The following is a 13,871-nucleotide window of genomic DNA, read 5'->3' as shown; positions in this document are numbered from 1 at the left end:
TCCCTTCCTTGTTTTCAATCACAGGACTCCTGACCGCAACACGTCACCGGCCAACCCGACGACCACCGGGACGATGCCCAGGCACAGGAAGGCCGGCAGGTAGCACAGCCCCAACGGTCCGGCGATCAACACCGACGCGCGTTCGGCCGCCGCCCGGGCGCCGGCTGCGGCGTCGTCGCGGGTTCGGGCGGCCAGGTCCGTGATGCCGTCAGCCAGCGCGGCACCCGATGCGGCCGAGCGGCGCGCCAACCGCAGCAGCGCGTCGGTGTGCTGGTCGCGGTGTGCGGTGGGCTCCGACCACGCCACCGCCGGATCCGAGCCCAGCGCCAGCAGGTCGGCCGCCCGCGTCAGCACCCGGCCCAGGTGTTGCGGAGCCAGCGCCGCCGACACCGCCGCCGCCGTCGACACCGCCATACCGGAACGCAGGCAGGCGGCGAATACGTCGAGCGCGGAAGCGGCGGCCAACGGATCTTTACCGTGGTCGCGGTGCGGCTGAACCGGTTTCGGCGCCACGGGTGCCAGCCTGGGCGTTGCACCCGGACCGACCAGCATGGCCGCCGCCAACAACAGCGCCGCGGCCGTCATGTCGAAACCCGATCGGTGATGCGGTCCGACCACGCCAGCCCGGCACACGCCAACGCGACACCAATGGCCAACAACCACTGCCCCGCGCCGTCGGAGCACAGGAAGCGCAGCGGATCGGCGCCGATCAACTGGCCGAGGCCGATGCCGAGGACCGGCAGTCCGGCCAGCACCGCCGCGGTGGTGCGCGCGCCTGCCATAGCGGCGGTGACCTGAGCCGAGAAGCGCTCGCGCTCAACGATGTCGCTGTGGGCGGTGCGGATCAGCGTCGCGATCGCCAAGCCGTGCGCCTGCGCCAGCTGCCAACACAGCGCGAGACGTTCCCAGTGCGTCGACAGCGCCGAGCGCGCCGCGACGCTACGCAACCCCGCGGCGACATCGCCACCCATCCGGGCCCGCGCAGCGACGGTGCGCAGCGACGCCGCCACACCGCCGTCGACCTCTTTGGCGGCCGTGGCGAACGCCGCCGCCGGGTGCGCGCCGACGCGAAGCTCGCCGACGAGAACGTCCAGCGCGCCTTGCAGGGCGACGGCCTCGGCCGCGCTGTCTCGTTTCCGGACCCGGCGTCGACGGCGCACTTCCACGGTGGTGGCGACGATCGCGGCGGCCACCACGATGCCCAGCGGCGCGATGACCGCCAACACCAGCGCGGTAACCACCGGCCACGTCAGCCTCAGGAACCGTGTCCATGGCGGGCGTTGCGCGTGGCGCCGCAGGGCGACGTGGCGGGCCGGTGCGGGGGCGATCAACAGGGCGAGCGCGAGCGCCAGGGCCGCCGCGCTCATCCGCGCCGCCGGTCGTCGATCAGGCGTCGCAGCTGCTCTGCGCCGCACCCGGGCCCACGGTCGACGTGCCAGGCCGTTACGGCTTGCACCCTGGCGTCGGGACCGCGCTCGAGCACCGAGATCTCGGTCAATCGGCGGCTTCGGCTGCGGTCACGGCTAACGTGCACGACCACCTGGACCGCAGCGGCGAGTTGGCTGTGCAGCGCGGCGCGGTCGAGTCCGCCGAGACCGGCCAGCGCCTCGAGCCGGGCCGGCACCTCGGCGGGGCTGTTGGCGTGCACGGTGCCCGCGCCACCGTCGTGGCCGGTGTTGAGCGCCGCGAGCAGGTCGACCACTTCGGCGCCGCGCACCTCGCCGACCACGATGCGGTCGGGCCTCATCCGCAACGCCTGCTTCACCAGGTCGCGCACGGTCACCTCGCCGACCCCTTCGACGTTGGGGCAGCGGGCCACGAGCTTCACCAAGTGTGGATGGGCGGGGGCGAGTTCGGCGGCATCCTCCACACAGACGATGCGTTCGTCGGCGGGCACGGCACCCAGCAGGGCCGACAACAGCGTTGTCTTGCCGGCGCCCGTGCCGCCTGAGATCAGCATGGCCAGGCGCGCGTCGACGATGTCGTCGAGCAGCGCCGCGGCGGCCGGTTCGATGGCGCCGGCCCGGATCAGCGCGGCCAGATCCTGGGTCGCGGGCCGCAACACGCGCAGCGAAAGACACGTCCCGCCGACGGCGACGGGCGGCAGCACCGCGTGCAACCGCACGCTGAACTCGCCGGTGCCCAACCCGTGCAGTTGGCCGTCCACCCACGGCTGGGCCTCATCGAGGCGCCGGCCCGCCGCCAACGCCAACCGTTGGGCCAGCCGACGCACCGCGGTCTCGTCGGCGAACCGAATCGTGCTGCGACGCAGCCCTGCCCCGTCGTCCACCCACACCGCATCAGGAGCTGTCACCAGTACGTCGGTGATGCCCTCGGCGCACAGCAGCGGCTCCAGCACCCCGGCGCCGGTCAGCTCGGTCTGTACCGCCCGCAGCCCGCGCAACACCTCGCTGTCGCCGAGCAGCCCGCCCGATTCGGCGCGGATCGCCTCGGCGACCACATCGGGGCGCAGCGGCGCCGACTCGACCGCCAGGCGTTCACGGACCCGGTCGATCAGCGACCCGCTCATCCCGCGGCCACCACCGGATGCTCGCGCAGCACCGTCAGCACCCGGCCGGCGGCCAGCGCCAGCGGCGATCGTCGACGCAACCGCAGGCCGTCGCATTCGAGGATGCGCGCCACCGACGGCTGCGGACGCATCGCGGCCAACAACGGCAACTCGACGATGTCGGCGACCTGACGCGACTGCAGGCCGCCCGGCGCGGGACCACGGACCACAAGTCCCGCGTTGGGGTTGACCGTCGTGACCCAACGCGCCGTCGCGGCCGCCGCGGCACAAGACCGGACGTCGGCGGGGACCACGATGACGACGAGATCGGCGGATGCCAGCGCGGTTTCAGCGGCCGTCGTCGATCGCCTCGGAACGTCGCAGACCACCGTCACCCCGCCGCGGCTACCCGCGTCGATCACCGAGCCCAACGGGGCCGGGTCGATGTCGCCGCCGGCGCGGGTGCAGGACAGCACCGTCACGCCGTGGCGGTGTGGCAGCGCGTCGCGCAGCGCGGTGTAGGTGAGCCTGCCGCCCTGCAGCATCAGGTCCGGCCAGCGCAGCCCGGGCACGGCTTCGCTGCCCAAAACCAGGTCGATGCCGCCGCTCCACGGGTCGGCGTCGACGAGCAGTGCTCCTGAGGCGTGAGTGACCTGTGATGCTGTGCGGGCGAGTGCGGTAGCGAACACCGAAGCCCCAGCGCCGCCCCGGCCGGCGATGGCCGCGACCACGGCTCCGCGGGGTGCATCCTCGCGGACCTGTTCGGCCGCGTCGGCCAACTCCGCCATCAGTTCGGCGTCCTGGTCGGGCAGCGCGATCACCCGCTGTGCACCGACCGCGATCGCGGCTTCCCACTCGGCGGCAACGGGTTCGCACCGGCCCACCAGGACGACGCGGGCACGCCGGGGCAGGGCCCGCTCGGCACAGCGGCGGGCGGCCCCGAGATCGAGCAGCACGGCCGCCGCGGCGGTCCACACTTTGCGGCTCGACGGCTCGGATGCATACACGGCGTGCAGGCCCACCGCAGCGCAGACCCGGTCGATATCGGCCCGCAGGGTGGGGTCGTGGATCAGCGCGAGGATGCCGTTGGGTGCGCCCATGGGGCAACCATTGCGGGCAAACCCGACACCGCGCCATGGGTGCACCCGAGATCTGGGGATGGGTTCGCCGTTGGGGATAACGCCCGAATCGGCCGCCCGCGAAAACCGCGTTCCGCAACCTTGGATAACTGCCCTGCTTATCCGCCATGCGAAAGGTTCCGGAAAAAGTGACGACCCCCGCCAGGGGGGGAGGAGGCGGAGGTCGTCGTGTATCAGCCCCGGGGGGTCGGGCTGATGCACACCCGACACAAGCCGGGTAAGCCTCACTATACACACGCCAGTATGGCGGGGCGCAAGAGTTGATTGCCGAAGAAAGCAGCGGAAACGCGAAAGGTTACAGTCACCGCCACGTGTCGTGAACTGCCAGTTTGTACAGCCGCCTCGCTGGTGTCACGCGCGCGCACCTATGCTGGCGCCGTGACAGAACTGCAACCGCCGACCGGACGGTCGACAGTTCCGCAACCGGCCCGGCCGGCGGGCGAGCCGCTGAAAACCGCTGCGTTCTTCGACCTCGACAAGACGGTGATCGCCAAATCGAGCACCTTGGCTTTCAGCAAACCCTTCTTCGCCCAAGGGCTAATCAATCGGCGAACCGTTCTCAAGTCCGCCTACGCCCAGTTCCTGTTCCTGATGTCGGGCGCCGACCACGACCAGATGGACCGGATGCGCGCGTACTTGACCAACATGTGCGCCGGCTGGGATGTCGAGCAGGTGAAGTCGATCGTCGGCGAGACCTTGCACGAGGTCGTCAACCCGTTGGTGTTCGCAGAAGCCGCCGAGCTGATCGCCGATCACAAGCTCTGCGGCCGCGACGTGGTCGTAGTCTCGGCGTCGGGTGAGGAAATCGTCGCGCCGATCGCTCGGGCGCTCGGCGCCACCCACGCCATGGCCACGCGGATGGTCGTCGAGGATGGCCGCTACACCGGTGAAATCGCCTTCTACTGCTACGGCGAAGGCAAAGTTGAGGCGATTCGCCAGCTCGCCTCCACCGAGGGCTACGCCCTGGAGCATTGCTACGCCTACACCGACTCGATCACCGATCTGCCGATGCTCGAAATCGTCGGCCACCCGGCCGTGGTAAACCCGGATCGCACGTTGCGCAAAGAAGCCGCCGCGCGCAACTGGCCGGTGCTCACGTTCTCCAAACCGGTGTCGCTGCGCGACCGCATCCCCGCGCCGTCGGGCGCCGCGGTGGCTACCACCGCAGCGGTCGGGGTGAGCGCGTTGGCGGCTGGCGCACTTACCTATTCGCTGCTGCGGCGCTTCGCATTCTGAGCCGTCCGGGCACCCGGTTTCGCGATCCGTAACGATCCGGACCCGGTGCCGGTTTTAGCCCTTGCTGTGACCGCGGTCACGGGGTACAAATGGAAGCACGGAAGCTTGGCAAGGCCAAGGCCGAGCCGGAAGAGAAGGCTCGGACTCCCGAACCAGGCTCCCTAGCGCGGATCCCGGCACCCACGCGGAGCACATGCCGCGAAATAGGCAGAAGTGTTGCGGGCCTGCGTATTTGCGAAAAGCGGACGGCGGGAGTTTTCCCACGGGAGTTTTCCCAAGATGACCCTTTGGGTGGGGTCGCAGCCGGAGCGCATCGACAAGACGCCGAGGCCACCCACGCAGCCCACCACAGCACGCTTGGTAACCGGGTCCCCGCGCTAGCGGGCGGCGAGCCGAATCACTCGGAACGCCGCCCGCTTCACGTTGTTGTTCTACAGACGCCTACGAACCCATCGCCTGCGCGATCGACAACGCTTCGCGCGCACCGGCGTGCAGCGCCCGGCAACTCAACAACAGCCATGCCGTCAGGCCGTCCGGCGTCCCGGACGAGAAGCCGCGTGCGGCGGCCGTGTAGTCACCGGACTGCCGCATCAGATAGACCTCCGGCACGCCCAGCCCGTGCGGATCGAGGCCACTGGCCATGGTCACCAACCGCGACACCGCCCGGGCCACCACACCGTCGGCGCTGCCGAACGGGGCGAGCGTCAGCAGTTCACCGTGCGCGACGGCGGCCAGGATCGCGGCGGGCACCCGCGTGCCACTCGTCACGATGTCGGACAGCAGCGCAAGCCGGTCCCCCACGTCGGCGTCGGCGCGGGGACGCCCGAGGCGGTCGTCGTCGACAAGGTCGGCGGCCGCCAGCGCATGCAACCGGGCCAGCGCCTGCAGCGGCGCGCGCCGCCACACCCGCACCAGCGTGGTATCGCCACCCTCGAGCGCTTCGGACACCCGGATCGCGCCGGCGAGCACGGGGTCGATGTCGTCGCCGTCGCCCAACTTCAACGAGCCGCCGTCGAGCACCGACGACGCCCGCGCACCGCGCAGTGCGGACTCCGCGGCGGTCGCGGGCCAGCCGCGCAAGTTGGTGCGGTGCCGGTGCGCGCGGCCCAGCGCCTCACCCGCTTCCTCGCACGCCTGCGCCACCCCGGGCAACTCGACGAGCGGGGACAACGGATCGGCGGAAGCGGTCACGGCAGCCCACGCTAGCCGAACCGACACCTGCGTCAGCCGCCGCGTATCGCAGGCCCGCCCATCCGTTGTGACATGCTCACCGCGCGTCGCGTTCGGTGACTACCCTCACAGATATGACCGAGACGCACACCGAAGCACCTGCCGTCTATCCGCCCTCCAATGAGTTCGCCGCCCAGTCGAACGCGACGGCCGAGATGTATGAAGAGGCCGAGCGCGACCGGTTGGCGTTCTGGGCCAAACAGGCCGAGCGACTGCACTGGGCCACGCCGTTCACTGAGGTGCTGGACTGGTCGGACGCACCGTTCGCGAAGTGGTTCGTGGGCGGCAAGCTCAACGTCGCCTACAACTGCGTGGACCGCCACGTCGAGGCCGGCCACGGTGACCGGGTGGCGCTGCACTGGGAGGGTGAGCCGGTCGGCGACAGCCGCTCGATCACCTACGCCGAACTGCAGGAGCAGGTGTGCAAGGCGGCCAACGCGTTGACCGATCTCGGCCTGGCCACCGGCGATCGCGTGGCGATCTACATGCCCATGGTCCCGGAGGCACTCGTTGCGATGCTGGCATGCGCGCGGTTGGGTGTGCTGCATTCGGTGGTGTTCGCCGGCTTCTCGAGTTCCGCGCTCGCCGCGCGCATCCAGGACGCCGAAGCCAAGTTGGTGATCACCTCCGACGGCCAATACCGGCGCGGCCAGGCCATGCCGCTCAAAGAGGGCGCCGATCAGGCGGTGGCCGACCAGCCGTCGGTGCAGCATGTGCTGGTGGTGCGCCGCTGCGGCATCGATGTGCCCTGGACCGAAGGCCGCGACGTGTGGTGGCACGACGTCGTCGACAGCGCCTCACCCGAGCACGCGCCTGACGCGTTCGACTCCGAGCATCCGCTGTTCTTGCTCTACACCTCGGGCACCACCGGCAAACCCAAGGGGATCGTCCACACCACCGGCGGCTTTTTGACCCAGGCCGCCTACACCCAGCACTACGTGTTCGATTCCAAACCCGAGACCGACGTGTACTGGTGCACCGCCGACATCGGGTGGGTCACCGGGCACAGCTACATCGTGTTCGGACCGTTGGCCAACGGCGCCACCCAGGTGGTCTACGAGGGCACGCCCAACTCGCCCAACGAGCATCGGCACTTCGAGATCATCGAAAAGTACGGTGTCACGGTCTATTACACGGCGCCGACGTTGATCCGAACGTTCATGAAGTGGGGTCGTGAGATTCCCGACGCGCACGATCTGTCCAGCCTGCGGCTGCTGGGCTCGGTCGGCGAGCCGATCAACCCCGAGGCGTGGCGCTGGTATCGCAAGGTGATCGGCGCGGACAAGACACCGGTGGTCGACACCTGGTGGCAGACCGAGACGGGCGCCATCATGATCTCCCCGCTGCCCGGCGTGACGGCGGCCAAGCCGGGTGCGGCCATGGCGGCGCTGCCGGGCATCTCGGCGCAGATCGTCGACGAGGACGGCCAGCGCATCCCGCCCAGCCCGCCCGACGCCGAACCGGTCACCGGTTACCTGGTGCTCGACCAGCCCTGGCCGGCGATGCTGCGCGGCATCTGGAACGACCCGGAGCGCTACAAGGACACGTACTGGAAGCGGTTCGAAAAGCAGGGGTGGTACTTCGCCGGCGACGGGGCGCGCTACGACGCCGACGGCGACATCTGGGTGCTGGGCCGTATCGACGACGTGATGAACGTGTCCGGACACCGCATCTCGACCGCGGAGGTGGAGTCGGCGCTCGTCGGGCACCAGAACGTCGCCGAGGCCGCCGTGGTGGGCGCCAGCGATGCGCAGACCGGACAGGCTATTTGCGCGTTCGTCATCCTGGAGGCGCACGCCAAGTCCAGCGGCGACGAGATGGTCGACGTGCTGCGCGAGCAGGTCGCCAAGGAGATCGGAAAGATCGCCCGGCCCCGCGAAATCCACGTCGTACCCGAGCTGCCCAAGACCCGCAGCGGCAAGATCATGCGTCGGCTGTTGCGCGACGTCGCCGAGGGCCGCGATCTCGGAGACACCTCAACCCTGGTGGACCCCAGCGTCTTCGAGAACATCCGGACCAGCAAGTAAGCGCGCTACGACGCGCCGATCGGAACGAAACCCGTACCCGGCCGGTTCTTCGCGGTGATATCGGCCAGCTGGGTGTTGAACGACATTGTCACCGCGGGCGTGTGCAGCGGGATGTACTTGATGATGCACGTCGGCAGGTTCTCGGAGAACGCACCGTGGATCATGCCGACAAGCCGGTTGTGGACGGTGACGGGTGCACCGGAGTCACCCGGCCCACCGCACACCTGGTTGACGAAGGTGCCGGGTTCGGTGCCCGGACCCCACGTGACGCCGCACGAGTAGCCGGTGGTACGGCCCAGCTTGCAGGCGATGTCGCCGACGACGGGGTCGGGGCCGAGCCCGTCGATCTGGAACCCGTCGATGTTGTTGACCGGTCGCACCTTGGCCGGGTCGAACTGGATGACCGCGTAATCCAGCGCGTCGTTGCCGGCGACCATCGTGCCCACCACGCCGGCGTTCGGCGCGGCTTCGGCCGCCACCTGTGCGCCGGGTCCGCCGCAGTGCGCGGAGGTGAAGCCGATCAGGTTGCCGCGGTTGTCATGGCCGATCGCGGTCAGCGTGCACATCGTCTCGCCGTTGACGACCAGACCCGACCCGCCGCCCAGCACCACCGGGTCGGCGGCGTATGCCGTGGGAGCGAACGCGACGAGTCCCATCAGCCCGGCAAGGGCGACGAACGTGGTAGCGAGACGACGCAGGCAGCGGCCGCTGGTCCTCAAAGATGTCTCCTCAATCGCGAGCCCGACCTGCCGTGCTGGAACCCGGTCAGTCTATCGCCGGTCGGCCCGCGGTCGGCCGCACGCCACATGCCGCCACCCGACATGGCAACATGAACCGCGACCGATAGCCGAGGCGGGAGGAACTGTCCGTGAGCGATCGCAGCAATGGCGCGCCGACCACCGTGACGTCGATACCACTGGTCGACCCGCACGCCGCCAAGGCCGACCCGTCCATCGGAGACCTGGTCAAGGACGCCACGACGCAGGTATCGACGTTGGTACGCGCGGAGGTCGAACTCGCCAAGGCCGAGATCACCCGCGACGTCAAGAAGGGCTTGACCGGCAGCGTCTACTTCATCCTGGCGCTGGTGGTGCTGTTCTACTCCACGTTCTTCTTCTTCTTTTTCGTCGCCGAACTGCTCGACACCTGGATCTGGCGCTGGGCGGCGTTTTTGATCGTGTTCGGCATCATGGTCGTGGTCACCGCGATCTTCGGCCTGCTCGGCTACCTCAAGGTGCGGCGCATCCGCGGTCCGCAGCAGACCATCGAATCGGTCAAGGAGATCCCCGAAGCGCTGACCCCGGGCCACGACAAGGCCAAGACCGCCGCCGGCGACGGTAAGCCGGCGACCGACCCATCAGGCTGGTAATGCCCTCCGGGCCACCGCCCGATCCGTCGGTAGTCCGAATCGACGGCCCATGGCGTCATCGTGATGTGCACGCCAACGGAATTCGCTTCCACGTCGTGGAGGCCGACTCCCCCGACGCGTCCACGACGCTGGCAACCGAACGGCCGCTGGTCATCCTGCTGCACGGCTTCGGATCGTTCTGGTGGTCGTGGCGCCACCAGTTGCGCGGGCTGACCGGCGCGCGGGTGGTGGCCGTGGATCTGCGCGGCTACGGCGGCAGCGACAAACCGCCGCGCGGCTACGACGGCTGGACCCTGGCCGGGGACACCGCCGGCCTGGTGCGCGCGCTCGGCCACAACGAGGCCACGTTGGTAGGCCACGCCGACGGCGGGCTGGTCTGTTGGGCCACCGCGGTGCTGCACCCGCGCGCGGTGCGGGCGATCGCCGTGGTCAGCTCGCCGCATCCGGTCGCCCTTCGCGCCTCGGTGCTGCGGCGGCGCGACCAACGCGCGGCGCTGCTGCCGTGGCTGCTGCGCTACCAGGTGCCGATGTGGCCCGAGCGGGCGTTGACCCGGCACGACGCCGAGGAACTGGAACGTCTGGTGCACCGCAGGGCGGGCGCGAAATGGGTTGCCTCAGAAGACTTCTCCGAGACCATCGGTCATCTGCGGCGCGCGGTCCAGATCCCGTCGGCGGCGCATTCGGCGCTGGAGTACCAGCGCTGGGCCGTACGCAGCCAGCTGCGCGGCGAAGGCCGACGGTTCATGCAGTCGATGCGGCGCCCGATCAACGTTCCCGTGCTTCACCTCCGCGGGGACGCCGACCCGTACGTGCTGGCCGATCCGGTGTATCGCACCCAGCACTACGCACCGCACGGCCGCTACGTATCGATCGCCGGCGCAGGCCATTTCGCCCACGAAGAGGCACCGGAAGCGGTCAACGAGCAACTGTCGCGCTTTGTGGCGCAGGTGTACCGCGTTAAGTGATGCAGGTGCCGGTGGCCACGCGTTCGGTGTTGCCGATCGCGGCGAGCTGACGCGACACCTCGTTGGCGGTCAGCACGAACCCGGTGTCGGCGTCGTCCACGGCGGCGCCGAACACCACGCCCAGCACGTTGCCGTCCAGGTCGATCATGGGTCCGCCTGAATTGCCTTGGCGCACAGTGCCTCTGATCGTGTACACCTCCCGTTCCACCGTGTTGGTGCGGTAGATGTCGGGTCCGGACAGCTCGATGATCTCGCGCACCCGGGCCGGTGTCGCGACGAAGTCGCCGCCGCCGGGATAACCCATCACGATCGCGTCGGTTCCCGTCGACGCCGGCGTCTCGGCGAACTGCAGCGGCTCGGACGCCAGGTCGGGCACGTCGAGGATCGAGATGTCGGCGTCGGGGTCATAGGACACCACGTAGGCCTCGTAGGTCCGGCCGTCGGCCTCGATCGTGACACTGTCGGAACCGGCCACCACGTGCGCGTTCGACATCACCCGGTCCGGCCCCACAACGAATCCGCTGCCCTCCAACACCTTCTGGCAGCCCGGCGCGACGCCGCGGATCTTCACCACGCTGGGCCGCGCTGCCGCCACTACGGGGTCGACGGCCAGCGCGGCATCGGGGGCGTCGACGGCCACGATCGGGGTGCGCCCGAACGGCTGCAACACGTCAGGCAAGCCCGAGGTGTCCAACAGTGCCGACAGCCGGGCAGGCACCTGCCTCAACCAGTCCGGTGCGAGGTCGTTGACCTCCTTGAGCACCTGCGAGCCGCGCACCGCGGCAGCCAGGTTCGGCTGATCCGAGGTCTGCAGCGGATAGGTCAGCATCCACGCGGCCACCAGCACCGCGACGATCTGCAGTGCCACCCCGATCAGGGAGTCGATGGCGCGTAGCCCGCCGTTGCGGATAGCGCCGCGCACCGCCCGGCCCAGTACGACACCGGCGATCTCGCCGACGACCACCAGGGCAAGGATTAGAAACAACGTCACGAACAGTTTGGTGCGGGGACCGTCGATGTTGGCGACCAGGTGCGGCGCGAGCAGCACACCGGCCACGGCCCCGAGCACCACGCCCAGGAACGACAGCAACGAACCGAGCGCCCCCGATCGCCATCCGGAGATACCGGCGATGAAGGCGACGGCGAGGACAACGAGGTCGAGCCACTGCGACGAAGTCATGGTTGGGTTTCACCGTAACTTGAGTCGTCGCCGACGAGCGCCATTGCCTCGTCGAGTTCACGCACGTCGTCGGTGTTCCACGGACGCGACCAGCCGGCGACGTCGAGCATCGCCGAGACCACCTGGCCGGTGAACCCCCACACCAGCATCTCGTGGAGCAGGAACGCCGGCCCGGCCAACCGGCGGGTGTTCTCCTTGCGGTACACCATGATCCGGTTCTTGGGGTTGATGAACGCCCGCAGCGGAACGCGTGCGACGTGCGCGGTTTCACCTTCGTCGACGACGGCGACCGGGCCGGGGTCCGGGGAGTACGCCAGCACCGGTACGACATGGAAGCCGGAGGGCGGAATGAACAGCCGTTCCAGCGTGGCGATCGGATGCAGCCGTCGGACGTCGATGCCGGTCTCCTCGTTGGCCTCGCGCAGCGCGGTGTGCACGGGGGTGAGGTCGCCGGGGTCGGCCGCGCCGCCGGGGAACGCGGCCTGCCCGGCGTGGTGGCGCAGCGTGGCGGCGCGGACGGTGACCAACAGGTCCACGTCCTGCGGTGCCCCGCCGCCGGGTGCCTGTGGCGGACCGGAGAACAGCACCAGCACCGCCGCGTCGCGGCCGGCGCCGGGCGTCGCGTTGACCCCCATCGCGGCCAGCACTTCGGGGGGCACCCGGCGTCGATAGGCCCGCTTGACCAGGTCGGTGTTGTCGAGCAGCGGTTTGAGCCAGGACGGCGCGGCCTCAGGGGTCAGCGGACTGTCTTCGCTGACCCAGTTCACCCCGGTACTCCTATCGACGGGTTGATCGCTGCGGCGATCTCGTCGGCGTTGTCAAACGAGCGCGGCAGGACGTCGGCCACGCTACCGTCTGCGCGAAGGACCACGGTTGCGGGCATGACGTTCGGTACCCGCAGCGCAGCCGCGATTAACCGGCGACCGTCCTGCAGCGTCGGCAGCCGCACCTCGAGCTCGGCCAAGCGCACGAGGGCGGCCGACTCGTTCTCGTCCTGATGCACCGTCAGCACGGTGACCTCCGGGCCGACGCGGCGCTGGTATTCGGCCATCGCGGGCAGCTCCGCCGCGCACGGCGCGCACCAGTAGGCCCACAGGTTGAGCACGACGGTGCGGCCGGCCAACGCCTCGGCGACGTCGACCATCGCACCGTCACCCGCGCATTCCAGCGTGATACCGCGTAGCGCCTCGGGCCCGGTGCCGACGCCGGATGACGGGCACGGCCGAAGATCCGCACGTGCCCGGGGACCGGCCAGCGCCACGGCGGTGTCGGCGGCGCGGCGGTCGCGGGCGGTGCCCGGCCCGTCGGCGCCGTCGTCGTCGCCGCCGAGCTCGCTCCACAGCGCCACGCCGAGGGCGACCAGGATCACTAGCACGGCCACGGTCCACCGGGTCGAACTGCGCATGTCGTGTCACCCCGGCCGGGCTACAGCCCGGCCAGCGCCAGCAGGTGCTCGGTTTCGGGGCCCTTGACCAGCGGCGCAGCGGTCATCGGGTCGGTCGGCCCGATCCCGTAGGAGGGGCAGTCGTTGGCCAGCACGCACACCCCGCACGCGGGTTTGCGCGCGTGACAGACCCGGCGGCCGTGAAAGATCACCCGGTGACTCAGGTCGGTCCACTCCTTGCGCGGGATCAGTTCGCCGACGGCGTGTTCGACCTTGACCGGGTCTTCCTCAGCCGTCCACCGCCACCGCCGCACCAGCCTGCCGAAATGGGTGTCGACGGTGATGCCGGGGATGCCGAACGCGTTGCCGAGGATGACGTTGGCTGTCTTGCGGCCCACCCCGGGCAGCGTGACGAGCTCCGCCATGGTGGCGGGCACCTGGCCGTCGAACCGCTCGACCAGTTCCTGGCCCAATCGAATCAGCGAGCTGGCCTTGTTCCGGAAGAAGCCGGTGGGCCGGATGAACTCCTCGAGCTCGGCACGGTCAGCCTGGGCGTAGTCCAGTGCGGTGCGGTAGCGCTTGAACAACGCCGGGGTGGTGAGGTTGACCCGCTTGTCGGTGCTCTGCGCCGACAGGATCGTGGCGACCGTGAGCTCGAGCGGGTTGGTGAAGTCCAGCTCGCAGTACACATGCGGAAACGCCTGCGCGAGCGTCCGATTCATTCGCCGAGCCCGACGCACGAGGCCGATGCGGGTTTCGCTGTCCCATTTTCGGGCGCGTTTGGCCGCGGCCGCCTTACCCGTTGATGTGTCGCCCACGGTCACATCCGCAA

Annotated in this window: 14 protein-coding genes; 4 read left to right on the top strand and 10 right to left on the bottom strand. The window is 69.7% G+C overall.

Annotation, left to right across the window (positions count from 1 at the left end; genetic code table 11):
• Positions 1 to 18: 18 nt before the first annotated feature.
• Genes ABQF13_RS06685 through ssd form a run of 4 tightly spaced genes read right to left on the bottom strand, consistent with a single transcriptional unit; the run spans position 19 to position 3,609 of the window.
• Positions 19 to 585 carry a type II secretion system F family protein gene (locus ABQF13_RS06685; protein WP_448391913.1) on the bottom strand — a complete coding sequence of 189 codons (567 nt, stop codon included), beginning with the start codon at positions 583 to 585 and terminating at the stop codon, positions 19 to 21.
• Complete coding sequence (locus ABQF13_RS06680; protein WP_448391912.1) at positions 582 to 1,367, bottom strand: type II secretion system F family protein; 786 nt, start codon at positions 1,365 to 1,367, stop codon at positions 582 to 584. Before ABQF13_RS06680 ends, ABQF13_RS06685 begins: the two co-directional genes overlap by 4 nt.
• The gene (locus ABQF13_RS06675; RefSeq protein WP_448391911.1) at positions 1,364 to 2,530 is read right to left on the bottom strand and encodes a TadA family conjugal transfer-associated ATPase; all 1,167 of its coding nucleotides are present in this window, start codon (positions 2,528 to 2,530) and stop codon (positions 1,364 to 1,366) included. Before ABQF13_RS06675 ends, ABQF13_RS06680 begins: the two co-directional genes overlap by 4 nt.
• Complete coding sequence (gene ssd, locus ABQF13_RS06670; RefSeq protein WP_448391910.1) at positions 2,527 to 3,609, bottom strand: septum site-determining protein Ssd; 1,083 nt, start codon at positions 3,607 to 3,609, stop codon at positions 2,527 to 2,529. The genes ABQF13_RS06675 and ssd overlap by 4 nt, the downstream gene beginning before the upstream one ends.
• Before the next feature lie 426 nt (positions 3,610 to 4,035).
• On the opposite strand from ssd, the gene ABQF13_RS06665 reads away from it, so the two are divergent.
• Complete coding sequence (locus ABQF13_RS06665; RefSeq protein ID WP_448392046.1) at positions 4,036 to 4,884, top strand: HAD-IB family hydrolase; 849 nt, start codon at positions 4,036 to 4,038, stop codon at positions 4,882 to 4,884.
• 441 nt (positions 4,885 to 5,325) lie between these two features.
• On the opposite strand, the gene ABQF13_RS06660 is transcribed toward ABQF13_RS06665, so the two are convergent.
• On the bottom strand, positions 5,326 to 6,075 hold the full coding sequence (locus ABQF13_RS06660; protein WP_448391909.1) for a Fic family protein: 750 nt from the start codon (positions 6,073 to 6,075) through the stop codon (positions 5,326 to 5,328).
• 113 nt (positions 6,076 to 6,188) lie between these two features.
• Here ABQF13_RS06660 and acs point away from each other — a divergent pair, with 113 nt between their 5' ends.
• Complete coding sequence (gene acs, locus ABQF13_RS06655; protein ID WP_448391908.1) at positions 6,189 to 8,141, top strand: acetate--CoA ligase; 1,953 nt, start codon at positions 6,189 to 6,191, stop codon at positions 8,139 to 8,141.
• Between the two features lie 5 nt (positions 8,142 to 8,146).
• On the opposite strand, the gene ABQF13_RS06650 is transcribed toward acs, so the two are convergent.
• Positions 8,147 to 8,797: a S1 family peptidase gene (locus ABQF13_RS06650; RefSeq protein WP_448392045.1), complete on the bottom strand. Its 651-nt coding sequence runs from the start codon at positions 8,795 to 8,797 to the stop codon at positions 8,147 to 8,149.
• A gap of 206 nt (positions 8,798 to 9,003) precedes the next feature.
• On the opposite strand from ABQF13_RS06650, the gene ABQF13_RS06645 reads away from it, so the two are divergent.
• Both ABQF13_RS06645 and ABQF13_RS06640 read left to right on the top strand, forming a co-directional pair.
• Positions 9,004 to 9,510 (top strand): phage holin family protein, encoded by a 507-nt coding sequence (locus ABQF13_RS06645; RefSeq protein WP_448392044.1) that lies wholly within the window; start codon positions 9,004 to 9,006, stop codon positions 9,508 to 9,510.
• Positions 9,510 to 10,475 (top strand): alpha/beta fold hydrolase, encoded by a 966-nt coding sequence (locus ABQF13_RS06640; protein ID WP_448391907.1) that lies wholly within the window; start codon positions 9,510 to 9,512, stop codon positions 10,473 to 10,475. Before ABQF13_RS06645 ends, ABQF13_RS06640 begins: the two co-directional genes overlap by 1 nt.
• Here ABQF13_RS06640 and marP read toward each other — a convergent pair.
• The 4 genes from marP to nth are packed head-to-tail and all read right to left on the bottom strand — an operon-like array spanning position 10,468 to position 13,863.
• Positions 10,468 to 11,655 (bottom strand): acid resistance serine protease MarP, encoded by a 1,188-nt coding sequence (gene marP, locus ABQF13_RS06635; protein ID WP_448391906.1) that lies wholly within the window; start codon positions 11,653 to 11,655, stop codon positions 10,468 to 10,470. The two genes, ABQF13_RS06640 and marP, sit on opposite strands and share 8 nt — an antisense overlap.
• Positions 11,652 to 12,422: an NUDIX hydrolase gene (locus ABQF13_RS06630; protein ID WP_448391905.1), complete on the bottom strand. Its 771-nt coding sequence runs from the start codon at positions 12,420 to 12,422 to the stop codon at positions 11,652 to 11,654. Before ABQF13_RS06630 ends, marP begins: the two co-directional genes overlap by 4 nt.
• Entirely contained in the window at positions 12,419 to 13,060 is a 642-nt protein-coding gene (locus ABQF13_RS06625) for a TlpA family protein disulfide reductase (protein ID WP_448391904.1), read from the bottom strand. The genes ABQF13_RS06630 and ABQF13_RS06625 overlap by 4 nt, the downstream gene beginning before the upstream one ends.
• A gap of 20 nt (positions 13,061 to 13,080) precedes the next feature.
• Positions 13,081 to 13,863 (bottom strand): endonuclease III, encoded by a 783-nt coding sequence (gene nth, locus ABQF13_RS06620; protein ID WP_448391903.1) that lies wholly within the window; start codon positions 13,861 to 13,863, stop codon positions 13,081 to 13,083.
• Positions 13,864 to 13,871: the final 8 nt, after the last annotated feature.

The sequence above is a fragment of the Mycolicibacterium sp. XJ879 genome (assembly GCF_053483935.1).
Note: the sequence above shows the minus strand (reverse complement) of the source record. Positions and strands in the feature narration are given on the sequence as shown.

Coding starts and splice junctions, on each gene's coding strand:
- ssd (WP_448391910.1), bottom strand. CDS start 3,609: ATGGGCGCACCCAACGGCATCCTCGCGCTGATCCACGACCCCACCCTG.
- ABQF13_RS06650 (WP_448392045.1), bottom strand. CDS start 8,797: ATGGGACTCGTCGCGTTCGCTCCCACGGCATACGCCGCCGACCCGGTG.
- ABQF13_RS06685 (WP_448391913.1), bottom strand. CDS start 585: ATGACGGCCGCGGCGCTGTTGTTGGCGGCGGCCATGCTGGTCGGTCCG.
- ABQF13_RS06675 (WP_448391911.1), bottom strand. CDS start 2,530: ATGAGCGGGTCGCTGATCGACCGGGTCCGTGAACGCCTGGCGGTCGAG.
- ABQF13_RS06680 (WP_448391912.1), bottom strand. CDS start 1,367: ATGAGCGCGGCGGCCCTGGCGCTCGCGCTCGCCCTGTTGATCGCCCCC.
- marP (WP_448391906.1), bottom strand. CDS start 11,655: ATGACTTCGTCGCAGTGGCTCGACCTCGTTGTCCTCGCCGTCGCCTTC.
- ABQF13_RS06640 (WP_448391907.1), top strand. CDS start 9,510: ATGCCCTCCGGGCCACCGCCCGATCCGTCGGTAGTCCGAATCGACGGC.
- acs (WP_448391908.1), top strand. CDS start 6,189: ATGACCGAGACGCACACCGAAGCACCTGCCGTCTATCCGCCCTCCAAT.
- ABQF13_RS06625 (WP_448391904.1), bottom strand. CDS start 13,060: ATGCGCAGTTCGACCCGGTGGACCGTGGCCGTGCTAGTGATCCTGGTC.